This window comes from Rhodococcus sp. P4_E4, assembly GCF_056401575.1.
In genome coordinates, this window is sequence record NZ_JBFUJB010000027.1 from 46,679 (window position 1) to 67,930 (window position 21,252).

General features: G+C 61.5%; 24 protein-coding genes. 9 read left to right on the top strand and 15 right to left on the bottom strand.

Annotated elements, in window-relative coordinates; all coding sequences use genetic code 11:
- Positions 1 to 23 precede the first annotated feature (23 nt).
- Entirely contained in the window at positions 24 to 3,866 is a 3,843-nt protein-coding gene (locus tag AC1DVN_RS27300; protein WP_477994449.1) for an nSTAND1 domain-containing NTPase, read from the top strand.
- Positions 3,867 to 3,872: 6 nt separating this feature from the next.
- Here AC1DVN_RS27300 and AC1DVN_RS27305 read toward each other — a convergent pair whose 3' ends face one another.
- From AC1DVN_RS27305 to AC1DVN_RS27315, 3 genes are read right to left on the bottom strand one after another with little or no spacing between them, the layout of a single operon-like run.
- On the bottom strand, positions 3,873 to 4,652 hold the full coding sequence (locus AC1DVN_RS27305; protein ID WP_020971364.1) for a DUF4190 domain-containing protein: 780 nt from the start codon (positions 4,650 to 4,652) through the stop codon (positions 3,873 to 3,875).
- Between the two features lie 45 nt (positions 4,653 to 4,697).
- Positions 4,698 to 5,282, bottom strand: a complete 585-nt coding sequence (locus AC1DVN_RS27310) for a GNAT family N-acetyltransferase (protein WP_477994451.1) — start codon at positions 5,280 to 5,282, stop codon at positions 4,698 to 4,700.
- On the bottom strand, positions 5,282 to 6,637 hold the full coding sequence (locus AC1DVN_RS27315) for a glycosyltransferase family 87 protein (protein ID WP_029256727.1): 1,356 nt from the start codon (positions 6,635 to 6,637) through the stop codon (positions 5,282 to 5,284). The genes AC1DVN_RS27310 and AC1DVN_RS27315 overlap by 1 nt, the downstream gene beginning before the upstream one ends.
- A 210-nt stretch (positions 6,638 to 6,847) precedes the next feature.
- Here AC1DVN_RS27315 and rpsF point away from each other — a divergent pair, with 210 nt between their 5' ends.
- The 5 genes from rpsF to dnaB all read left to right on the top strand — a co-directional run bounded on the left by rpsF (position 6,848) and on the right by dnaB (position 10,243).
- On the top strand, positions 6,848 to 7,135 hold the full coding sequence (gene rpsF / locus AC1DVN_RS27320; protein ID WP_003941237.1) for a 30S ribosomal protein S6: 288 nt from the start codon (positions 6,848 to 6,850) through the stop codon (positions 7,133 to 7,135).
- Positions 7,136 to 7,199: 64 nt separating this feature from the next.
- The gene (locus tag AC1DVN_RS27325; protein WP_003941248.1) at positions 7,200 to 7,724 is read left to right on the top strand and encodes a single-stranded DNA-binding protein; all 525 of its coding nucleotides are present in this window, start codon (positions 7,200 to 7,202) and stop codon (positions 7,722 to 7,724) included.
- Between the two features lie 39 nt (positions 7,725 to 7,763).
- On the top strand, positions 7,764 to 8,006 hold the full coding sequence (gene rpsR, locus AC1DVN_RS27330; RefSeq protein WP_003941245.1) for a 30S ribosomal protein S18: 243 nt from the start codon (positions 7,764 to 7,766) through the stop codon (positions 8,004 to 8,006).
- Between the two features lie 18 nt (positions 8,007 to 8,024).
- Positions 8,025 to 8,480 (top strand): 50S ribosomal protein L9, encoded by a 456-nt coding sequence (rplI, locus tag AC1DVN_RS27335; RefSeq protein ID WP_007735531.1) that lies wholly within the window; start codon positions 8,025 to 8,027, stop codon positions 8,478 to 8,480.
- A 356-nt stretch (positions 8,481 to 8,836) separates the two neighbouring features.
- Positions 8,837 to 10,243, top strand: a complete 1,407-nt coding sequence (gene dnaB, locus AC1DVN_RS27340; RefSeq protein ID WP_019746049.1) for a replicative DNA helicase — start codon at positions 8,837 to 8,839, stop codon at positions 10,241 to 10,243.
- A gap of 98 nt (positions 10,244 to 10,341) precedes the next feature.
- On the opposite strand, the gene AC1DVN_RS27345 is transcribed toward dnaB, so the two are convergent.
- From AC1DVN_RS27345 to AC1DVN_RS27355, 3 genes are all read right to left on the bottom strand, one after another.
- Positions 10,342 to 10,692 (bottom strand): hypothetical protein, encoded by a 351-nt coding sequence (locus AC1DVN_RS27345; protein ID WP_336503938.1) that lies wholly within the window; start codon positions 10,690 to 10,692, stop codon positions 10,342 to 10,344.
- 180 nt (positions 10,693 to 10,872) lie between these two features.
- Positions 10,873 to 11,334, bottom strand: coding sequence for an Hsp20/alpha crystallin family protein (locus AC1DVN_RS27350; RefSeq protein WP_029256700.1), 462 nt, complete (start codon positions 11,332 to 11,334; stop codon positions 10,873 to 10,875).
- Between the two features lie 628 nt (positions 11,335 to 11,962).
- Entirely contained in the window at positions 11,963 to 12,928 is a 966-nt protein-coding gene (locus AC1DVN_RS27355; protein WP_477994454.1) for a DUF8129 domain-containing protein, read from the bottom strand.
- Positions 12,929 to 13,364: 436 nt separating this feature from the next.
- On the opposite strand from AC1DVN_RS27355, the gene AC1DVN_RS27360 reads away from it, so the two are divergent.
- A complete protein-coding gene (locus AC1DVN_RS27360) occupies positions 13,365 to 13,652 on the top strand; it encodes a hypothetical protein (RefSeq protein WP_070795421.1) in 288 nt (95 codons plus the stop codon).
- Here AC1DVN_RS27360 and AC1DVN_RS27365 read toward each other — a convergent pair.
- The 9 genes from AC1DVN_RS27365 to AC1DVN_RS27405 form a co-directional block, all read right to left on the bottom strand.
- Complete coding sequence (locus AC1DVN_RS27365) at positions 13,640 to 13,912, bottom strand: hypothetical protein (RefSeq protein ID WP_052741001.1); 273 nt, start codon at positions 13,910 to 13,912, stop codon at positions 13,640 to 13,642. The genes AC1DVN_RS27360 and AC1DVN_RS27365 overlap by 13 nt on opposite strands.
- A 121-nt stretch (positions 13,913 to 14,033) precedes the next feature.
- Complete coding sequence (locus AC1DVN_RS27370; RefSeq protein WP_052741000.1) at positions 14,034 to 14,546, bottom strand: helix-turn-helix domain-containing protein; 513 nt, start codon at positions 14,544 to 14,546, stop codon at positions 14,034 to 14,036.
- 55 nt (positions 14,547 to 14,601) lie between these two features.
- A complete protein-coding gene (locus AC1DVN_RS27375) occupies positions 14,602 to 15,030 on the bottom strand; it encodes an Rv0361 family membrane protein (protein ID WP_139148462.1) in 429 nt (142 codons plus the stop codon).
- A gap of 54 nt (positions 15,031 to 15,084) precedes the next feature.
- Positions 15,085 to 15,264, bottom strand: a complete 180-nt coding sequence (locus AC1DVN_RS27380; protein WP_029256695.1) for a hypothetical protein — start codon at positions 15,262 to 15,264, stop codon at positions 15,085 to 15,087.
- A gap of 192 nt (positions 15,265 to 15,456) precedes the next feature.
- The gene (locus AC1DVN_RS27385; RefSeq protein WP_223257862.1) at positions 15,457 to 15,849 is read right to left on the bottom strand and encodes a limonene-1,2-epoxide hydrolase family protein; all 393 of its coding nucleotides are present in this window, start codon (positions 15,847 to 15,849) and stop codon (positions 15,457 to 15,459) included.
- A gap of 44 nt (positions 15,850 to 15,893) precedes the next feature.
- Positions 15,894 to 17,030 carry a PDR/VanB family oxidoreductase gene (locus AC1DVN_RS27390; protein ID WP_477994457.1) on the bottom strand — a complete coding sequence of 379 codons (1,137 nt, stop codon included), beginning with the start codon at positions 17,028 to 17,030 and terminating at the stop codon, positions 15,894 to 15,896.
- Positions 17,027 to 17,932 carry a metal-dependent hydrolase gene (locus AC1DVN_RS27395; RefSeq protein WP_021333229.1) on the bottom strand — a complete coding sequence of 302 codons (906 nt, stop codon included), beginning with the start codon at positions 17,930 to 17,932 and terminating at the stop codon, positions 17,027 to 17,029. Before AC1DVN_RS27395 ends, AC1DVN_RS27390 begins: the two co-directional genes overlap by 4 nt.
- A gap of 78 nt (positions 17,933 to 18,010) precedes the next feature.
- Positions 18,011 to 18,664: a TetR/AcrR family transcriptional regulator gene (locus tag AC1DVN_RS27400; RefSeq protein WP_060939401.1), complete on the bottom strand. Its 654-nt coding sequence runs from the start codon at positions 18,662 to 18,664 to the stop codon at positions 18,011 to 18,013.
- Positions 18,665 to 18,890: 226 nt separating this feature from the next.
- The gene (locus AC1DVN_RS27405) at positions 18,891 to 19,511 is read right to left on the bottom strand and encodes a TetR/AcrR family transcriptional regulator (protein WP_021345379.1); all 621 of its coding nucleotides are present in this window, start codon (positions 19,509 to 19,511) and stop codon (positions 18,891 to 18,893) included.
- 169 nt (positions 19,512 to 19,680) lie between these two features.
- Between AC1DVN_RS27405 and AC1DVN_RS27410 the strand changes: the two genes are divergently transcribed.
- Complete coding sequence (locus AC1DVN_RS27410; protein WP_092765868.1) at positions 19,681 to 20,694, top strand: AurF N-oxygenase family protein; 1,014 nt, start codon at positions 19,681 to 19,683, stop codon at positions 20,692 to 20,694.
- A gap of 78 nt (positions 20,695 to 20,772) precedes the next feature.
- Positions 20,773 to 21,252: MlaD family protein (locus AC1DVN_RS27415; RefSeq protein WP_477994462.1), on the top strand; the 480-nt coding region annotated here is incomplete at its 3' end.

Sequence of the window (21,252 nt, forward strand, 5' to 3'; positions counted from 1 at the left end):
CTGCTCCGATAGAGTGCCTCGCTATGAACTCGAAGGCGGAAGCCGGTAGGCACAATCAGGTCGATCCCGCCCAGATCGAGTCGCGTGGTCAGTTTGCTGAGGCGCTCACGGCTTTGCGGAAGGCGGCCGGACTGACGGTCCGCGAAGCCGTCGAGCGTTCGGGTGGTTTGCACGGAACCGTCAGCGGATGGTTCGCCGGCCAGCACCTGCCGACGCCGGCGAGTACCCCGATGTTTTTTGCGCTCCTCGAGGCCTGCGGTGTCGACTCCGAGGATGAGCGGCAGCGCTGGATCGGTGCGGTGCAACGAGTGAGGCAGCTGACGGCCAGACGACGCGGCGACGCCACCGTTCCGTACCGAGGTCTCGAATCTTTCCGACAAGAGGACGCCGAGTGGTTCTTCGGTCGAGACGAACTCACTGCCAACTTGGCCCAACGGGTGGCGTCGGCGATACGAGGTGTCGGCCGCCGTCAGTTCATGGTGATCGGTGCTTCCGGATCGGGTAAGTCGTCGTTGCTGCGGGCCGGGCTCGCCCCCAAGGTTGCCGAGGGTGATTCGCGGTTCGACGGCTGGCGGGTGGAAATCCTGCAGCCGGGTACGGGAGGAATTCCGTCGTCGATTTCCGACGAACCAACCGTCTTGATCCTCGACCAGTTCGAGGAACTGTGGACGCACTGCGACGGTGATCGGCGCGAGGAAATACTGCGGACTCTCGCGGAACTCGGTGAGAACACCATCGCCGTCATCGGAATGCGCGCCGACTTCTACGGTCGCGCGGCGGAGGAACCGCTTTTGGTGCCGCTGCTCGACGATTCGCCGATGGTGGTCGGGCCACTGACCGACGAACAATTGCGCGAGGTGATCGTCGAGCCTGCGGTCAAGGCCGGGATGACCGTGCAGAGCGAATTGGTTCAGGTTCTGATCTCCGAGCTGACACCACGCGGCTCGCGTACGGCGAGCGACCCCGGAGCTTTGCCCTTGCTGTCACACGCACTGTTGGGGACCTGGCAACGGTCGACGCGTAAAACTCTGACCGTCTCGGATTACTACGCCACCGACGGGATTGCCGGAGCCGTCCAGCAAAGCGCGGAGGAAGTGTACGGCGAGCTCACAGAGCGGCAGCAGCAGTTGGCGCGCAGGATCTTCCTCCGATTGGTCAACGTCGACGAAGTGACGCAGACGCGTCGGCGTGCACCGCGCACCGAACTCTTCCTCGGTGACGACGTCGACGACGTGAACACCGTCATCGACCGGTTCGCCTTACGGCGCCTTCTCACCGTCGACGAAGAGACGGTCGAGGTTTCGCACGAGGTGCTGCTGTCCGCGTGGAGTCGGCTTCGCGATTGGATCGACTCGGACCGCGCCGGCCTGGCGGTGCATCGCCGGTTCACCTACGCGGCGCAGGTATGGGAAGACAGTGGACGCGACCCCGGCGCGCTGCTCGGACCCGCACGTCTTCACCTGACGGAAGAATGGCTGAACTCGGGTGAACTCGGTCTCCCACTGGAACCGAGTCGGACCCGCGCCGCCGACCTCAACGCCACCGAGCGGGAGTACCTCGCTGCGAGCATCGAGCATCGTGATCAGCAGGAATTTGCCGATCGCCGACGTACACGCGTTCTGCGGCGACTCGTGACTGCGTTGGCAGCCGCGTCGGTGATCGCTCTGGTGTTGGCGGTGGTTGCGACCGTCGCCGGTATCGGAGCCAATCGTCAACGTGTCCAAGCAGATACCGCGCGAGACGAGGCGATGTCGCGTCAGGTGGCCACCGAGTCGATCAGGATGCGCGAGCGGGATCCGTCGCTGGCGTCGCAGCTTGCTCTGGCGGCATTTGCGGTCAACGAAACAACCGAAGCCCGCTCGGCATTGCTGGATGCGTCGGGCGTTCATTCGGCTACTCGCATCATCGGACCGCCCGGCGCGATGAAGGCCCGGATAAACCCAGCCGGAACTGTTGTGGCGATGGGGGGTTCGGATGGGAAGGTCAGACTTTATCCGATGGTGGACGGTGTGGCCTCAGCTGTTCCGCAGGCGGAGTTCCTCGGAGTCTCGGAGGGCACGGCGCTCTTTGCCGTCGCCTACAGCCCGGACGGACGGCTGCTTGCGACCGGTGGCGCCGGCGGCGCTGCGCTGTGGGACGTGTCGGATCCCGAGAATCCGGTCCGTGGAACTCTTCCCGTCGACGGTGAACGCGTAGTGCAGGACATGGAGTTCAGTCCAGACGGAACCAAGCTGGTCGCCGGTACCTCGACGCCCGACGTCCTGCGATGGAACATCGACGTTTCGGCGAATGCCGTTGCTTTGCCTGCTCTTCCGCACCCAGCTGACGGCATCGTCACCGCGACGTTCAGTCCTGACGGACGTTTCCTCGTGGCGGGCGGGCGTCAATCGACACTTCGTGTGTGGGACGTCGCAAAGTGGGGTGAGGAATCGGCGCCGATCTTCGCGACCGAGCCGAACGGCACCACCGTCCACTACCTCGGCGTCGCCTTCAGTCCGGACGGACGCGAGCTTGCGGCGGGAACCACTGGCAGGGAGGTGGTTCGGTGGGACATGAGCGATCCGGCGCGCCCCACTCCCCTGCCGGCACTGACGGGATTTTCCAGCTACGTCAACGAACTCAACTACGGCAAAGACGGAACACGTCTTGCCGCAGGAAGTTCCGACAACTCCGTGCGCGTGTGGGACCCACGAACCGGGGCATTGATCGAAACACTTCCGGACAGTGGGGCGGTGACCACCGTCGACTACAGCGACGACGGCCGCAACCTGGTCACCGGAGGACTCAACGGTGTGACTCGCGTGTGGGCTCTACCGGGTCCGGTCTGGGCGGGAGCTCGGGACACGATTTTCACCAGTCCCTTTGCCGCGGACGGTTCGCGTCTGGTGGCCGGCGTCGGTGCCAGGGGCGGCGCGATGTTGGCGTGGAACACCGAGGATCTCGATCGCCCCGCGGTGATGCCGGAGTTGAAACCGCAAGGGGCCGACTCTTTCAGCGGTGCATCGGCGGTGTCGGCAGACGGGAACCTGGCTGTGAGCGGCACCGGCGGCGGCGGTGCATATCTTTGGGACCTGAGTGATCCGGCGTCGCCACGGATCTACAGCGAACCCGCAGTGTACGTGAAGGGCATCGTGGCGGTCGTCGCGTTGAATCCCGCCGGAGATCTGTTGGCGGTGTCCTCGCAGGACGACAACAGCATTGCGTTGGTCGACGTTTCCGATCCATCGGAACCGAAGCTGCTGTCGTCGACCGATGTCGGCTCTTACCCGCAGATGATGGCCTTTCAACCGGGCGCCGACATACTGGCGATCGCGAACGCCAAGAACGAAGTGGATCTGTGGGATGTGTCGAATCCAGCGTCGCCCCGGGTAGCGGCGACGGTGGGTGGATTCGAAAGTTACGCACTAGCAGTGTCTTTCAGTGCCGACGGGACGCTGTTGGCCGCCGGAAGTGCGGATCACAGTGTCGCCGTGTGGGACGTACGCACACCGTCGGCACCCGAGGAGCTCGCTCGTCTTCTCGGCCCCGAGGGCGCAATCTATTCGATCTCGTTCAACCGCGCCGGTGATCGGCTCGCTGCCGGTGTCGGCGACGGAACCGTCTGGCTCTGGGATATCGAGACGCCCTCGCGGTCAACACGATTTGCGACGCTGTCCGCCTACCCGGGTCGCGTCAACGACGCTCAGTTCGCCGGCGAGAGTGACATGATCGCGGGCAGCGGGTCGGACAAGACCGTTCGCTTGTGGGGAATCGACCCCGACAGCGTCGTTGATCGATTGTGCCGCACCGCAGGATCTCCCATCACGGAAGCCGAATGGGAGCGTTACCTGCCCGGTGTTCCCTATCAGGATCCGTGCGCCGGCTGACGTGGGTCAGTTCATCCAGAACTCGAGCGCCGGTTCCCGACCCAGCTCGCCTCCGCTGCCGGTGATCACCAGTCCGGCGGAGGTGAGCTGGTACGTCACGTCCTTGTTGGTGACGGTGAATCCGTTGCCGGTGGGCGTCGGATCGTCGAGTTCGATGGTGGCGCCGTCGCTCAGCCGTTGACCCTTGTAGTAGTAGCGGCCGACTCCCGTTTCGCAGATGACGATTCGTGATCCGGTCGTGACGGCGATGGCGACGGCAGGATTGGTGGAGTTGCAACTGGGGCCGCCGGAGATGAAACCCTGACGGTCGGTGCCAGAGACGGTCGGCGCCGGACCGATCGAGGTTGTGACGCGTGGTGGCGTCGTCGTTTTCGGCGCTGTGGTGGGTGCACTCGGTGCCCGAGTCGTGGTCGTGGAGTACGAGTACGGCGTCGTGTAGGTGAAACTCCGCGAACTCGCGTCATTGGCGGCGTTGCCGAAAGCGGCGGCGAGCAGCCCGAAGAACGCGATCCACACGATCACGGCCAGGATGCCGAGTGCGGTGAAGATGTAGCCGATGATCAGTCCGGCAAGGGCGAGTCCGTCGCCTTCTTCGCCGGTCCGTTTGATCTGGCCGCGAGCGATGTGCCCGAAGACGATCCCCAACGGCGCGATGAGGAACGCGAAGACGAGGGCGAGCACCGCGAGTGTGTTCGTCGGGCGCCTGCCGTACGGATCGGGCTGCCCGTACGGAGCCGGTTGCCAATTCTGATTGCCCTGGTACCCGTACCCACCCTGATCGCTCATGAGGTGAATCTTGGCATGGACTTGGCCGAAGAGTGCAGGTGATCGCTAGTTTCGGGTACGTGTCTCGAGCTGAGGTGCGATGGTCGGCCAGTCTTCGTCGGTCATCGCGAACAGCGCTGTTGTACGCCAACTGCCGTCGACGCGGCGTCGGTGCTTGCGCAGCAGGCCCTCGAACTGAGCGCCGAGCTTTGCGATCGCTGCCCTGGACTGTTCGTTGAACTCGTCCGTGTGCCACTCGACGCGTACGGCCTCGAGCTGGTCGAAGGCGTGGCGAAGCAGGAGCAGCTTCGATTCGGGATTGATCCCGGTTCCCTGAACAGATCGCGACAACCACGTGTATCCGATTGCAAGACTGCGGTTTACCGGGTCGATCTGGTACATGGACGTAGTGCCGACCACGGCGTTCGTCGCGATGTTCACCTGCGCGAAGGCGATCCGATTCGGGTCGTCGAGGGCTGCAGCGATGTACGTCTGTGCCTGTTCCCGATCGGTGATGGGCGATGCGGTCCAACGAAAGATCGCCGGATCGTCGGCCGCCGCGAGCAGAGCGTCGGTGTGCGCGACGCCCAGGGGTTCGAGTCGGACACGATCACCGGTCAGCGTCGGTGATTCGAACCATGATGCAGTCATCAGGCGTGCTCCCGTGAGTGAGTCGGAAGGTTGTTGTCGGAGTTCGCAATCTGATCGGTCCCACCGGCAAGCGGATACCGCAGTGGGACTCGCAGGAACAAGAAGAAGAACACGGCGAGCAGGACGACGTGGCCCCACACACTCGCCTGGACGACGGCTTCGTACTTGCTCGGATCGAGATTCATGTCCAGTTGGTAGAAGTACCGGAAGATGCCGATACCCAACGCCGCGTCGGCGATCAGATAGGCGACGATCCAGAACCACCGGATCTTGAACAGTACGAGGAACGGCAGGATCCACAGTGTGTACTGCGGTGAATTGACCTTGTGCAGCAACACGAATCCGCACAACATCGCGGCACTGACTGCAATCCACGGAAAGTAGCCGTCGCGGACGTATCGTCGCCAACCCAGATACATCGCGAGCGCGAACGACAACAGGATCATGACCGGAGACAGGATGCTCACCAGTGCGTCGTAGTCGGCGTTGAGTTCGCGAACTCCGAAACCGTAGAACGGGCGCAACCCCCAGAACCACACCGAGTTGGTGGTGATGTCGGCGCTTCGCTTCTCCTGGAAGCTGAACGACGCGCGCCAGCCTTCGTAGGAAATGAGGGCGAACGGCAGGTTGACGAGGACGACGGTGACGATCGCCGCGCCCGCCGTCATCAGCGCCCCACGAACGTCGTAGCGCTTGCCTTCGGTGCCGCGTAGGAGCACATAGGCCATGAGCGGCAGCACGAACATTCCCGGGTACAGCTTCAAACAGAAACCGATCGCCAGGATGACGGCCGCCAGAACCGCGCGAGTTCGCAGTGGAATCCGCTCGAACGTCATCAGGAAGATCGCGCCGACGCTGGTGGCCACCACCGGGAGCTCCCAGTTGTGGAATGCGTACAGAACCAGGGGCGGAGTCGCCGACCACACGAGCGCGTACGCGCCGCTCATCTTGCCGAGCATCCACGCCGTGAGCAGTCCGAAAGGAGCCAGGATCAGGGCCGAGTGCAGAAGGAAATCGGTGTCGGTGTGTGAGCCGATACCGCCCAGCCACATCAGAATTCCGCTGAGCACCGGGTATTCGACGGTTCCGCCGGTCAGGAATCCTTCGGGCGTTATCCCTCCGGTGACGAAGGGGAACAGATGCTGATCGATACCTCGTCCGAGCCAGAGCAACTGAATGTCGGAGTAGCAGACGTCGATGTTCTTGTTGACGTCGAAGTTCAGGCTTCGGCCGTCGGGCGCGAACGGTGCACCGCCGCATCTGGCCTTGTTGAAATAGCCCAGCGCCATCGTCAGCCCGCACAATCCGACGACCAACGCCAGGATCGACGCCGGGGTCTTGCGGTCTGTTCGCATGATTCTCACCCTAGGGGGCGCAGTGGCTCGCGGGGTGATGCGTCTGCGCCACGCGTCGCGCATCGACTTGGCGGTCTTCCCGGAGGGCCGGGACGATTTCCCTGGTCAAGGCCCCTCGTGTAACCTACGAGGGTTGCTGACGCAACGACCCTCCTGCCACGGATAGTCCGTGGCCGTTTTCACTTAGTCCACAGGAGGTGATGAGGTCTTATGCGTCATTACGAATTGATGGTCATCCTTGACCCCAGCCTGGACGAGCGCACTGTCGCTCCTTCACTGGATACGTTCCTCAATGTTGTGCGCCAGCACGGCGGCACGATCGACAAGGTCGATGTCTGGGGTAAGCGTCGTCTCGCCTACGAGATCCTGAAGCATGCTGAAGGTATCTACGCGGTGATCGACATCAACGCCACTCCCGCCACCGTCGCTGAGCTCGATCGTCAGCTCGGTCTGAACGAGTCGGTTCTGCGCACGAAGGTTCTGCGCCACAACAAGTAATTACTGTCGGTAGCGAGCTCTACTCTCGCGCCCAACGGTCTTACATCAATGCAGGAGGAACCACATGGCTGGCGACACCATCATCACCGTCATCGGAAACCTGACGGCTGATCCTGAACTTCGTTTCACCCCGGCGGGTGCCGCGGTTGCAAACTTCACGGTTGCTTCCACGCCCCGCACCTTCGACCGTAATTCCAATGAATGGAAAGACGGCGATGCGCTGTTCATGCGTTGCAACATCTGGCGCGAAGCAGCCGAGAACGTCGCGGAGAGCTTGACCCGTGGTTCACGAGTAATCGTGAGCGGCCGGCTCAAGCAGCGTTCGTACGAAACTCGCGAGGGCGAAAAGCGAACTGTCGTCGAGCTCGAAGTCGATGAAATCGGTCCTTCACTGAAGTACGCCACGGCAAAGGTCAACAAGGCCAACCGTGGTGGCGGCGGTGGAGGCGGCAACTTCGGCGGTTCCTCCGGCGGATCGGGTGGCGGACGTCCGAGCGCTGCACCTTCGGGTGGAGACGATCCTTGGGGCAGTGCGCCTCAGGCTTCGGGCTCCTTCGGTGGTGCGGGCAGCGACGAACCGCCCTTCTGATCCGTACCTGATCAGGAACATCCAGAAAAGAGCAAAGACATGCCGAAGCCGCCCTTGCGCGACAAGGTTATGAAGAAGAAGGTCTGCACCTTCTGCAAAGAGAAGAACACGCAGATCAACTACAAGGACACGACGTTGCTTCGTAAGTACGTCAGCGATCGCGGAAAGATCCGTGCTCGCCGTGTCACCGGCAATTGCGTCCAGCACCAGCGCGACGTTGCCATTGCCGTCAAGAACTCACGTGAGGTAGCACTGCTGCCTTACGCCACCGTGGCTCGCTAAGGAAAGGGAGGAAAGAACATGAAGCTCATCCTCACCGCTGACGTGGACAACCTCGGTGCGCCTGGCGACACCGTGGAGGTCAAGGACGGCTACGGCCGTAACTACCTGCTCCCCCGCGGACTGGCAATCGTCGCCACCCGTGGCGCCGAGAAGCAGGTCGAGGGCATCCGTCGTGCACAGGAAGCGCGCGCTGTGCGCGGCCTGGATCACGCCAAGGAGCTCAAGGCAGCTATCGAGGGCCTCGAGTCCGTAACGCTGACGGTCAAGACCGCCGGCGGCTCGGGCAAGCTCTTCGGTTCGGTTACCGTCGCTGACGTCGCTGCTGCGATCAAGGCTGCCGGTGGACCGGTTGTCGACAAGCGCTCCATCGTGTTGCCGAAGGCTCACATCAAGAACACGGGCAAGCACGCCGTGGTCGTGAACCTGCACCCCGATGTGGTTGCCAAGTTCAACCTGAACGTCGTCGGCGCATAGTCGACTGTTCGTCTCGTCGGGCCCCGCACACTTCGGTGTGCGGGGCACTATTTTCATCAACAGGCCTGTGAAATTGTGGATAGCCATCTACCTGGTCTTTTGTAGTTACTAGGCAAAGTAGTCCCCAAATGCTCCACAGGCGGTGCACACCGTGGGGCGGGAGTTTCCACAAAGCATCCACAGCTTTATCCACAGTCCGGTTTGTATGCGGACCTACTAGTCCCTAACGTCATCTCGGCGTCTATCTACAGCCCGGCCGAATGCGGCTAGGGGATGTCGGTGGGGGCAGGTACAAATGATGAGGGCGCTGCGGTTTCTGGCAGTGTCGTCGAGTGTTTTACGGGAAGGTCTCGCTTGTGGCTGTTGTAGATGATCGAGGACCTTCCGACTTCTCAGGGCCGGACTACCCGGGCCCTCCCGAGGCCGAGCCCGACCAGGAGTTCGGACGCCAGCCACCTCAGGACATGACTGCCGAGCAGTCGGTGCTCGGCGGCATGCTGCTGAGCAAGGACGCCATCGCTGACGTCCTCGAGGTACTGCGTCCGGGTGACTTCTACCGGCCCGCCCACCAGTCCGTCTACGACGTGATCCTGGACCTCTACAGCCGTGGCGAGCCCGCCGACCCGGTGACGGTCTCCGCCGAGCTCGACCGTCGAGGTGAGCTCCGCCGTATCGGTGGTGCTGCCTATCTGGTGACGCTGACCCAGACAGTGCCCACTGCCGCCAACGCTGCCTTCTATGCCGAGATCGTCGCCGAGAAGTCCGTGCTGCGTCGTCTCGTCGACGCCGGTACTCGCATCGTCCAGTACGGCTACGCCGGCACCGAGGGCCAGGACGTGGCCGAGGTTGTCGACCGCGCGCAGGCCGAGATCTTCGAGGTCACCGAGCGTCGAACCACCGAGGACTTCGTACCCCTCACCGAGCTCCTCCAGCCCACGATGGACGAGATCGACTCCATCGCCAGCCGAGGCGGAATTTCCCTCGGTGTGCCCACCGGATTCAAGGATCTCGACGAGATCACCAACGGCCTTCACGCTGGTCAGATGATTATCGTCGCAGCTAGACCTGGTGTGGGCAAATCGACCCTTGGAATGGATTTTTTGCGTTCCTGCTCCATCACGCACGGCATGGCCAGCGTCATGTTCTCGTTGGAAATGAGCAAAACCGAGATCGTCATGCGTCTGTTGTCCGCAGAGGCAAAGATCAAGCTCGGTGACATGCGTTCCGGCAAGATGACCGACGACGACTGGACCAAGCTCGCGCGTCGCATGAGTGAGATCAGTGAGGCGCCGCTATTCATCGACGACTCCCCCAACCTCACCATGATGGAAATTCGCGCAAAAGCGCGGCGGCTCAAGCAGAAACACGACATTCGCCTGATCGTCATCGACTACCTCCAGCTGATGAGCTCGGGTAAAAAGGTCGAGTCCCGTCAGCAGGAAGTCTCCGAATTCTCCCGTAGCCTAAAGCTTTTGGCGAAGGAGCTCGAAGTTCCGGTTGTCGCGATCTGTCAGCTCAACCGTGGTCCCGAGCAGCGAACCGACAAGCGTCCGCAGGTCGCCGACCTTCGTGAGTCCGGATCGCTCGAGCAGGACGCCGACATGGTGATTCTGCTGTACCGCCCCGACGCGACCGAGCGAGACGATCCCCGTGGCGGTGAAGCCGACCTGATTCTGGGTAAGCACCGTAACGGCCCGACCGCGACAATCACTGTGGCGCACCAGCTTCATCTCTCGAAGTTCGTCGATATGGCGCGGGGATAGCTGCTGCCGCCATCGCCTGAAGGTGGGACGGATTTCAGATCTTGTGAGATCCTGCTACAAGCACCAATTCGATTCCACTAGTGCAAAATTCGGTTTGTCTACAGGTGGGGTAGTGCTGCGGTGAGGAAGACGATGCCGAAGGCGATTCCGGCAATGCCGGTGAGGATTCCGACGATACCGGCGGTGTTGTCGCTGGGGTCGTGTCCGGGGGTGTCGGGTCGGCGCGCTGCCAGTGCGGTTCCGATGGCGGCGGCACCAAGGAGGATGCCGAGGCCGAACATCCAGAACGTCAGGATCGAGAGGGCGCCGAGCATCAACGCCATGTCGCTGTATTCGTCGCTGTTGATCGGGCGGTGGTGATCCCACCAATCGGGCGAGGTGTGCGGGCGGGATTCGGTGTTGCCTGTGTTGTCGGATTGCTCGTGCGGGGGGAAGGTTGATGCAGTCATGACGGCTAAAGTGTTCTCGTGCTGATTCTTTCGTGTGGTGGATGGGCCGATCGGCCATACGGGTGCAGAGGGGATCGAACGGCGGTGGGGATCGAACGGGCGGTGGGGTGAGTCCCGAGCACGCATCGCGTGTCTTCGGAACGCACCCCACCGTGGGAACGCTCGTCCGGGCCAGCAGGATCAGGCTTCGACCTGCACCTGCTTTGTCGCTTCGATGGTTTCGGTACGTGAGGGCGGTCCGGAGGAGACCTCGATCCGCCGCGGTTTCGCCTTCTCCGCGATCGGCAACGTCACCGTCAACACGCCGTTGTCGTACGAGGCGACGATCTGTTCGGCGTCGATGTCGTCGCTGATCGACAGTTGCCGTCTGTATGTTCCAGCGAAACGCTCACTCGCCAGCCAGCTCACACCCTCTTCGGAGAGGGCCGTGCGATGCGCGGTCAACGTCAGAGTCGAGCCGTCGATGTGAACGTCCACCGAGCCGGGATCGACGCCGGGAAGATCGGCGTGCAGGACGTACTGGTCTTCGACCTTGTAGAGGTCCATCGGCATGAACCGTGGACTGCGTCCGTTGCCGGTTCCCGCGGCGAGGACGGACTTGGTGATCGCATCGATGTCGGTGAAAGGATCGAAACGAAGCACAGCAACACACCTCCCATGTCGTGAAACGAAAGGTCCCCGCCACTGTGGCGGTCGACCGAACTCACTGTGCGAGAACATGATAACCACACGGATTAGCACTCTGCAACTGTGAGTGCCAGATTTTTTCGAGGAGTGTCTCGGCCGCGAACAAGGCAGCATCGGAGCAGGAACAACGGCGGTTGCCAACCCCATGGGGTGGGGGCGGAACGGGAATTGCCGGTGTCGAGATGCTGTCAGCTGCCGGTCGAGTTCGTGCGGGATTACGACTGCCGCTGCGCCCAGCAAGATCGATGTTCGCGTACAACGGCGATTGCTTCAAACCCGTATTCTTGCAATGTGTTTCGATGCAGAAACTGCCGCGTCTCGTAGATTTCGAGCAGACAGACGCGTTCTTCCATGGTGAGTTTGCGCTGACAGCCCTAAACTGCAGAAACGGCGGCGGGGGCTGACTTTGATGCGTGGTCAGCCCTCGCCCCGTATGCCCGGAACCTGTCGTGATGAACGCGTATCGCCGATTTCGGGAGTGCTTCGCAGTTGTGTTCGGGGCGGTCTGGCCTTGCTCGGTTCTTCGGGACACGAAGCAATGCAGAGGCTGTTTTCTCTCGCCCTCCTCAGGCGGATACGAAGGTCAGTTAATTCCGACGACTTCCTGGGCGATCGCCGCAAGTCTTGCCTGTGCAGCGGATACGACGCCGTGCCGGTTCTTGTGCGCTTCCTCGTACGCAACGATGTCTCGTACCTGTGCGGCGTCGGTCAGTTCCTTGACCGCGGAGACGGCCTGGGTGACGTTGAGTTCGTCGAAGTCTTCGATGGGAAGTTCAGCGGGGTCGAGTAACCCACTCGACTTCCGTACCGAACGGAAGACATCCGCGGCACCGTCAGCACCTTCTCGGCGAGTGACTTTCTCAGCCGTGGCGATGGCCGCATCCCTACTGGCCGACAGTGTTTTCACAGTCACGTCACCGGCATATGCGCCCCAGCTGATCAGCTCACCCAATACCGGCGGCGACGTGCGAACAGCGTCGATGGCACGGTCGAGACTGCGGGTGGACCAGGAGACCGGAACGTTGACCAGTCGAATGGCTGCTCCGGTGGCCGCTTGGAACGGAGTGCGACGCAAAGCTGCCGGCCCCCCGAGTGCCTCCTCGGCAAGGACGGTGGTCAGCCAGTCCACAGTCGCGGAGTGTGCAGTGATGAGGCGGTCGGCCAACGCCGCGACGGTCTGATCGCCGCCGGCAGTGGCCAGGGCCTTGAGGTAGCGGGAGCGGTCGAGGAGTTGATGTTCGAGCGCAAGGTCTCCCAGTACAGCTTCGTCGAAGGGCTGGGCCTGTTCGACCATCGCTTTCACGCCTGCTGTCGCTCGTCCGAGGAACGGACCGACCGATTCCGGAACGCCACCCAGATCGCGAATCGTGGACTCGATGGAACTGGCCCTTTCTCGACCGTTCTCTGCGTTTTCCGTGAGTTCGCGTCGAACCGCTTCGGTTCTGGCTTGAGCGACGCGTGTTTCGGCGACCTGGATCTCGGCATGTGTCAGACCGAGGATGATGCGCAGCTGGTTGATCAAGGCGGACGTGGTTTCGGAGTTGCTCATATCGGGGTCGTCCCTTCGTCGGTGCGTGCTTTACATGATGTTCAGCTTGTGCTCGACGAGTGCTCCGCGGACCGCGGAGCCACCGCCGATACGCGGGCTACCCCGACCTACCTCCTAGTAACCACCGCAACTTCGCTGCGGATGTCGAACCGCATCGACGAGTAATTGGGCCAAGGGTGGCGGGGGCCGATTTCATGGTGGGGCGGCCTGATTCGTCCGCGAGGATCTCGCAGTCCCTGTACCACCGCGCGTGTAGGTCGTTGGATACCGCGGACCAACATTCCGGATTCGCCGTGCGGCGGACGGGGTACCTCCAATGCGTCGTGACCCCGCAACTGATATGTCGACGAAACAGGCTGCCGAGCAACCCGTTCGAGTGTCGGCAGGTTGCCTGAAGCGACGACCGGTCGGTGTCGATGCAGAGAGTGGGATACCAGTGAACGTGGAAAGTTCCGGGCACGTTGATGCCGGCCAAGAGGGTACGACTGGATCCGAAACAAGTCCCGACACCGCTGACGGGGCGAAAGAACTCGCGGACGAGATGGACAAAAGATACGAGCCTGGATCAAGAGAGACGGTCACGGTGCCCGGGACCGGCGGCACAGTCGCCGGGACAGCTTTCGCCGACCACGTCACGGAGATGTCGGACGAGAAGGTCGAAAACCTCGACGAACAGTTCTCGGAATTCCAGACTCGTGCTGACGACAAGCATCATGAGGACTGACCCGGGGTCCATGCTCCGGTGTGCCAGATGGAATCGTGCGGAAACCCGACAGTCCAGGCGTCGCCGAATGCGGCGTTGATCAGATTGCCCGCCTTGATCTGGCTCGCGACGACCGTCTCGTGGTGATCGAGAATGACTCCGACGTAACCGTCTCCCGATACCGGAGTCGACGCCGAGGCAGATCCTGCGCCGGCAACCGCCACAGCTCCAGCAGCCGCTGGGATGGCCAGAGCGGCAACGATCTTGAGTGCACGTGTCATCGAAAGGGCCTTTCTTCGTTCGGATCTAGTCAGGGGCCGAATCCGGTGTCTCGAAACCAAAATAGGTGGAGGGGGTGTGCCAGTGAACGCCATTTGGCAAATAGTCGGCAACCCTATGGGTTTACTTGGGGGTCAGATCACATCGGTGGGATTGATTCGCCGCGGTCGTGGTGCCGGTTTTCGGTCGATCGGGTGTAGGACGTTGAGTCCGTGTGGGCGTCTTCCGACGGCTTTCGGAGATACGTAGTGCGGCAGCCAGATTCGACAACAGTTCAAGTGAGGTCGCCGAGAGTCCGTTCGCGGCCCGGAGCAACTGTCTCAGTTCCGGGTCGGCGAGATGAGCGACTATCTCCGCGTCCTCGTCGTGAATGCGCGCGCGATCGCCGGACCAGGGGATGGTGAAGAAATAGCCGGGAGGGACATCGAAGTAGTCGGCCAACGCTGACACCACCTCATCCGATGGGCTCGAGCGGACGCCGTGTCGAAGCTGTGAGAGATACGGTGTCGAGATTCGGTAGCCCCGTGCGAGAAGGCCGTTAGCCACAGCGGTGTTCGTCAGGCGCCGATCGGAGCCGGAGAAAAGCTCGTTCAACCGGAGTTGAAAGACGTTCTCGTCCGTCGCACGGCCTACCATCACCGCTACCTCAATTCTCTCGTTCCTATCCTGTGCTTGCCGAAGCGGTGCAGGCTTAGCAGATGAGCCAGTGGCCACTGGTGGAGGTCAACGACACGACCTTGCCGATCGAGGTCTCCGGAGCGTCATCCAGATGTCCGCGTACGGTCGCTGTGGCTGTCGATCCTTGGAGGGTGACGTACTCGACTGCATCGAGTGTGATTGCCGGCAACACCTTTCCAGTGGTCGTGGTTGATACCTGCTTCTCGGCGCAGACGGTGGCAGCAGCGCTCTCGGTCGAGCCGGTACGGAGTGCATCGAGGTGAGATCGGATCACCGTGGTGATCTGCTCGGAGTCGGTGGGCATCTTCGACGACTGCCTGCCTTCGGTAGTGGGGCCTGCTGAACTGATCGTGCATCCCGAGAGCAGCAGTGCTGCAACGACTCCGCCGAAGAGGATCGATTTCACCGATCGCCGGCGGTAGTGGTTTATGGGTGGATTCACCGAAACTCCTTCGTTCGTGAACATGTTGCGCCCGGAAAGTCATCCAGCCGTCGGTCAGAAGACAAACGCGGCGGACAGCAGAGCAAGGCTGAGGACCGCGGTGGCATTGGCGGCGCGAACAAAGACGTACCGCTCCGCGTCCTCGGCGCCGAGACACAGCGCGGTCAGTTGCAAGGCCAGCGACAACATCCCGGTACCGAGCGCGCCGAGGGCGAACAATTGTCGTGCATCCATCAGCGGTATCCAATCCCGTTGCGGTCCAACGGCACAACGAGCCGGTCACATACGCGACCGTGAACTCGGTGAGAGTTGCCCGCACCAGCAGCCGAACTCCTGAGCCGAGGATGTAGTCGAGAGGCCGCAGGGGGGAGATTTCAGCATCTGGTGAGGACTCCCCGGCAAAATGCGACACAAAACGTCGCTACTTCAGGTGGTTGGGCCGAATCGCAATCCGCGGAGCAGTCGGCGGTAGGAGAAGCGGTCGTCCCAAATGCGAAGCAGGCCGTTTGCGAATGTGTAGTGGCCGTCTACGTCGAGGTGCATGGCAAACCATCCGATGCGGATGATCTCTCTTCGCCGGGAGGACACGGTGTTGTGGTCGGTGGTCATCGTGAGCACTTCCACGACCTCGTACCTGGTGATCAGGCGAGAGACGATCGTGAGCGCCCGTTCGACGCGTTTGCTTCCACGCACGCTGGGCAGGCCGGTGTTGCGCCATTCGATGTCGGGATCGACGAGTGCGCGCACGGCATCGGCGTCCATTTCCTCCAGTGCGATCAGCAGGTCCACCACCCGCGATGTCAGTTGATCGTCGTTCAACAGGTACTCCGGTCGTCTGGAATTGTGTTTTCTCATCGGTGGATTCATGTGGTGACCGTCAGGCAGGGACTGTTGCTCCGCGAAACGCACAGGAGCATCTTGCCGGCGGCGCGCTCGGCTGAGCTCAACGAATTGTCACGATGATCGACGTCGCCGTCGCTGACGTGGACCATGCAGGTGCCGCAGAAGCCCTGACGACATGAATAGGGGGCTTTCGGGTTCACACGCAGGACCGCGTCCAATGCGGTCTGGTCGGCGGCGACATCGATGACCTGACCGGTGCGAGCCAGTTGGATGCGGAAGGGTCGTCCATCGACGACCGGTGCGGCGGAGAAGCGTTCGGCGTGCACTTCCACACCGGGCTCGTTGCGCACACAAGCTGTGATCAGGTCCATCATCGGGACCGGACCGCAACAGTAGATCGCGTCGCCGCTGCGGACATTCGGCGGGAGAAGATCGTTCGCTGCGGGTAGGCCGTATTCGTCGTCGGTGCGGATGGTGACCCGATCACCAAACGGCGACAATTCCTCGAGGAACGGTAGTGTGCGGCGCTCGCGACCGACGTACATCAGCGACCAATCCAGGCCCATGCGCTCCGCCTCGCGGACCATCGGCAGTATCGGTGTGATGCCGATGCCACCCGCCACGAAGTGAACGCGCTTCGCGCGCTCGATTCGCCCGGGTTCGACGAACCCGAACGCGTTGCGTGGACCGCGAACGCCGACGACGGTACCGACTGGCAACTCGTCGTGCACCTCGTTCGATCCGCCGCCACCATCAGGAATCCGGCGTACCGCGATCCGGTAGCAGCGTCGATCGGCGGGATCGCCGCACAGCGAGTACTGACGTATCCGTCCCGAGGGCAGGTACAGGTCGAGGTGTGCCCCGGGATACCACCGTTCGAGGTCGCTGCCGTCAGGTGCTCGCAGTTCGAGACTGACCACGTCGTTGTCGGTGGCCACCGTCGTGCGCTCCGACACCGTGAGTGTTGTCTTGTACTCGTCGATCCGGTTTTCCGTTGGCTCGTCGCGATGAATCAAGACCGCCAACTTGACCTGCGTGGAGACCAGGACATCCAGAATGCGCAGAATCGAGTCGCGGCGCTTGCCGCGGCATAGGTCGACCGGGATCTCGTGGGGGGCCTGCCACCGCTGCGTGAGTTCGGGCGCGTTGGGTGTCATGTGTTGACCCGCTTGGCCGCTGGCGATTGCGCGACGTAGGCGAGGGCCTGGGCGGTGGACCCCACACTGTCGGGGTGAAATCCCGGCACGAACGTCGACACACCGCTCCAGAACCATTTCGATACACCAGGCACCAGTCCGCGGCGTCCGGCGCGGACGAATTCCAGTAGCAATCGCGGATAACCGATGTTCGGCGTGTTGGGGTCGTTGCGGCTCAGATACATCGCAGCACGGAGCAACCACCCCAAAAAGATTGGCCACGTGATGATCATGGAGATACAGCGGCGAAAGTAGCCGACTCCGAAGTACGTGGCGACCTCGTGTGCCACGGCACGATGCTCGACCTCTTCGGCCCCATGCCACCGATAGAGGTCAAGCATCTGCGGATCCGCGCCGAATTTCTCCAAGTCCGCGTTCAACGCCCAGTCGCCCACGAACGCGAACATATGCTCCGAAGACGCGCAGATCCCGAGACGCTCGATCAGACGCTGCCGGATGGCCTGCGGATCGGAGTCGTCACCGATGCCCAAAGTTCTACGGAAGAAATACTGCATCTGGCGGTTGAACGGGGCCGGGTCGATCCCGTGCCGTGTGAACACCTGATTCATGACCTCGTCATGCGCCTCTGCGTGCAGCAATTCTTGGCCCATGAAACCGAGCATGTCCTCGCGAAGCTTCTCGTCGTGCACGTCCGGGAGAGCCTGCTCGAAGGCCTGGATCATCATCCGTTCGCCCTCCGGGATGACGAGGTTCATCGAGCCGAGGAGGTATGAGGCGATCGGCTCGTTCGGCAACCACACCAAAGGCGCTTTCTCCCAGTCGAAATCGACTCGCCGCGGACGGATCGCTACCCGGCCGGGCGGTGCGATCGGACGCTGTGTCAGTCCACTCGTAATTCGCATGACCACTCCTCACTCATAAGTACGCAGCAGTACTTATGAATGAGCATGGCGATCTACCCGTGGCTTGTCAACACCGGACTACGAAGGGTCGGACGAGAGATCCAGTACCCGTTCAAGGAAGGACATGATCGGCGCATGAAGATTCATGTACGAATTCGACCCGTCAACCACCTGGCGGTAGAACAACTCGTTGCAACCGCCGATCGCCGCGAGAAACACTTCACGCCCCGGGGCTTCTGAAGACTTGGACGAGTAGCCGACGAGCAATGCATCGGCGAGCAGTTCCACGTACTCGTTGCGCTTCGCCACCCCTGCCGGGCCGGCCACAGGTAGGTCCACCACCCAGGCTCGCACGAACTCCGGTTCGGACGAACACGTCTCGAGATACTTTTCGATTACAGCCGAAAGCTGTTCGTGTAGAGACAAATTGGCGGTCGAGCTTTGTGTCGAGGTGATGTTGGAGACGATCACCTCGATGCCTGCGTCGATCGCCGCGATCAAGCACGCTTCTTTGCTCTCGAACTGCTTGTAGAAAGCTTGACGAGACACCCTGGCACGCCCGACGACATCGGCGATCGTGGTCGAGGCGATCCCCTTCTCCGCAGTCGACGAGATCACCGCACGCAGAATGCGATCACGTTGCGCGTCTTGGACCTCGCCCACAGCCAGTCGGCCGCGGCCACGCGGCAATCCGGGGAGGTCACGATCGAACGATCCGGCCAGCCTGCGCATACTGCATCATAACCTGCCTGGCGCCATCGGTTCTCTCGTTGAGCCGTCGACGTGGCCTGACGGAGAACCGGTTCAGGCAACGTCGACGGTCCAAGGAGGCGGTCGAGCGCCGCCGGGAGTGATCATTCTCGTAGTGGCACGCGCCGTTATCAGCAGCCATTCGATTTTGTATGAACTGCATGGTTCGGAGAGACGCTCTGCTGCTGATCGGTGGTCGGCGAGGTAGTCAGTTTTGTTGTCGGAGAACAGGTTCTCTCTCGTGATTTTCGCTGAGATGCGCCTCGAGGAGCTCGGTGAGGTGCTTGCCGACGCGGTCGAGAGGCCTGGTGGAGCGTGTTGCGACGGACATGATGACGGCGCCTTCGATTGCTGCGATCGTCATTGTCGAGAGGGATTGCGCGAGGGCATCATCCAGGTTTGCAGCTCGAAAATTGTTGGCTAGCATCGATTCCCACTCTTCAAATGCCATTTTTGCCGCGTCGACTGCGCCGGGTATTTCATTGCCGCCGAACGTGGCAGCGGCGATCGGGCATCCGGCGGTGTAGTCGCTGGATACGATCATCGACTTCCAGTAGTCGATGAATGCCTGCAATGCCTCCAGGGGAGGGGCGGAACAGAGTTGCTCGATCATCGCGCTGATCCACGATCCGGCGGCTCTGGCAGAGGCTTCGATCAACTGATTCTTGCCTTGTGGAAAGTGTGTGTAGATCGATTGACGTGCGGTTCCGCTGCGGTCGAGTAGTTCGGTCACGGCCACGCCAGAGACTCCCCTGCTTTGGATGAGTTCGACTGTGGTGCGAATGAGGCGTTCTCGCGGAGCGGTAACCAATGTGCTCCCCTTCATCATCGATCTGTCTAGGCATCGAATCTATCAGCCGCGCGTCCTCTGTGTTCGCCGGTGGAAGTGCTCATCATTGCCATAGACCGTTTGTTCTACTACCCTACTTATCTGTTACTTGAAGTCATATCTACTGAGTTATAGGCCTCCTGTTTGCCCTGGAAGGGACACACCTGCCATGACGACCACCGAACCGAGATTTTCCGACGTGCCTGACGACGAAACGTACGAGGACATGCTCAATCGACTCTCGGATGCTTCTGTGCACCGGAGCTTCAGTCCGTATACCGACATCGATTGGGAGGCACCGGAATTTCAGGTCGTGGACAACGACCCACGATGGATTCTTCCCGAGGTAGAACTGCTGGGAACGCATTCTTGGTACCTCGCGCGTACCCGGGAGCAGCAGATTGCCATAGGGCAGTATCGGCAAGCGAACATCGCCAAGGTGGGTCTGCAGTTCGAGCAGGTGCTCATTCGAGGTTTCATGCAGTACGTTTCCATGCTGCCTAACCGGTCGGCGGAATTCCGGTATGCCACTCACGAGGTCATCGAAGAGTGCAACCACACACTCATGTTCCAGGAACTGGTGAATCGGTCGGGCGTCGACGTACCGGGATTCGGCCCGGTTCTGCGACGCGTCATGCCGTTCCTCGGGCTTGCGGCTTGGCCGTTTCCGTCGATTTTCTTCATGGGGGTGCTGGCTGGGGAAGAGCCCATTGATCACATCCAGAAGAGCTATCTTCGCAGTGAAAGCAACTATCACCCCATTATTCGCGGAGTGATGCGCATTCACGTCGCCGAAGAGGCGCGACACATCTCGTTTGCGAACGAGTTCCTACGGCAGCATGTGCATCAGAACGGCCCAGTGGGTAAGTTCCTTCTCTCCCTGGCCTTTCCGGTCATCATGCGGGTCCTGTGCGACGTGATCGCCGTTCCACCGAAGTCGTTCTTCGAAACCTTCGAGATCCCGAAGTCGGTGAAGAAGGAGCTGTTCTGGGAGTCCCCTGCATCACGTAAGGCGTTGAGCGGGTACTTCGGCGATGTCCGATTACTCGCGGACGAACTCGGATTGATGAACCGGGTCTCGAGAATCCTGTGGAAGGCTCTCAAGATCGACGGGAAATCTTCACGCTTCAGGAGCGAACCCGATCGGGCGTCTACAGCTGATTTCGATAATGCTCATGCGTAATTCCGCATTGAACAGCGACCGCAAGTCGAACACTCCGGCGCCGGTGGGGCGCTCAGCCGAATCGACCCAAGGCACGCGATGGTGATGTCGAAGCTCGCCAAGTGGCAGCTGGTCGCACTCGTCGTGGTTGCGCTCCTGGGTTTGATCTATGTCGGAGCGAAATACGTACGGCTGGACAATCTTCTGGGATTCGGCCAATACACGGTCAAAACCGAACTGGCGACGTCCGGTGGCATCTTCACCAACGCCGAAGTGACCTATCGCGGGGTACCCGTCGGACGCGTCGGCGACATGTCGCTCACGTCCGACGGAATCGAAGTCGACCTGTTGATCGACAGCAGTGCTCCACAGATTCCCGCATCCGCGCGAGCCGTGGTGGCCAATCGCTCGGCCATCGGTGAGCAGTACGTCGACCTTCAGCCCGATACCGACCAGGGCCCGTTCCTCGAAGACGGCTCGGTGATCGCCGTGGGCGAGACCACCACGCCGATCCCCATCGAGAACGTCTTGACCAGCGCCAACGGTCTGGTGCACTCCGTTCCGGTCGACGCACTCCAC

Excerpts from the sequence above, each read along its gene's own strand:
- AC1DVN_RS27300 (WP_477994449.1), top strand. The coding sequence starts at position 24 with ATGAACTCGAAGGCGGAAGCCGGTAGGCACAATCAGGTCGATCCCGCC.
- AC1DVN_RS27305 (WP_020971364.1), bottom strand. The coding sequence starts at position 4,652 with ATGAGCGATCAGGGTGGGTACGGGTACCAGGGCAATCAGAATTGGCAA.
- AC1DVN_RS27310 (WP_477994451.1), bottom strand. The coding sequence starts at position 5,282 with ATGACTGCATCATGGTTCGAATCACCGACGCTGACCGGTGATCGTGTC.
- AC1DVN_RS27315 (WP_029256727.1), bottom strand. The coding sequence starts at position 6,637 with ATGCGAACAGACCGCAAGACCCCGGCGTCGATCCTGGCGTTGGTCGTC.
- rpsF (WP_003941237.1), top strand. The coding sequence starts at position 6,848 with ATGCGTCATTACGAATTGATGGTCATCCTTGACCCCAGCCTGGACGAG.
- AC1DVN_RS27325 (WP_003941248.1), top strand. The coding sequence starts at position 7,200 with ATGGCTGGCGACACCATCATCACCGTCATCGGAAACCTGACGGCTGAT.
- rpsR (WP_003941245.1), top strand. The coding sequence starts at position 7,764 with ATGCCGAAGCCGCCCTTGCGCGACAAGGTTATGAAGAAGAAGGTCTGC.
- rplI (WP_007735531.1), top strand. The coding sequence starts at position 8,025 with ATGAAGCTCATCCTCACCGCTGACGTGGACAACCTCGGTGCGCCTGGC.
- AC1DVN_RS27345 (WP_336503938.1), bottom strand. The coding sequence starts at position 10,692 with ATGACTGCATCAACCTTCCCCCCGCACGAGCAATCCGACAACACAGGC.
- AC1DVN_RS27355 (WP_477994454.1), bottom strand. The coding sequence starts at position 12,928 with ATGAGCAACTCCGAAACCACGTCCGCCTTGATCAACCAGCTGCGCATC.
- AC1DVN_RS27365 (WP_052741001.1), bottom strand. The coding sequence starts at position 13,912 with ATGACACGTGCACTCAAGATCGTTGCCGCTCTGGCCATCCCAGCGGCT.
- AC1DVN_RS27370 (WP_052741000.1), bottom strand. The coding sequence starts at position 14,546 with ATGGTAGGCCGTGCGACGGACGAGAACGTCTTTCAACTCCGGTTGAAC.
- AC1DVN_RS27380 (WP_029256695.1), bottom strand. The coding sequence starts at position 15,264 with ATGGATGCACGACAATTGTTCGCCCTCGGCGCGCTCGGTACCGGGATG.
- AC1DVN_RS27390 (WP_477994457.1), bottom strand. The coding sequence starts at position 17,030 with ATGACACCCAACGCGCCCGAACTCACGCAGCGGTGGCAGGCCCCCCAC.
- AC1DVN_RS27395 (WP_021333229.1), bottom strand. The coding sequence starts at position 17,932 with ATGCGAATTACGAGTGGACTGACACAGCGTCCGATCGCACCGCCCGGC.
- AC1DVN_RS27400 (WP_060939401.1), bottom strand. The coding sequence starts at position 18,664 with ATGCGCAGGCTGGCCGGATCGTTCGATCGTGACCTCCCCGGATTGCCG.
- AC1DVN_RS27405 (WP_021345379.1), bottom strand. The coding sequence starts at position 19,511 with ATGATGAAGGGGAGCACATTGGTTACCGCTCCGCGAGAACGCCTCATT.
- AC1DVN_RS27410 (WP_092765868.1), top strand. The coding sequence starts at position 19,681 with ATGACGACCACCGAACCGAGATTTTCCGACGTGCCTGACGACGAAACG.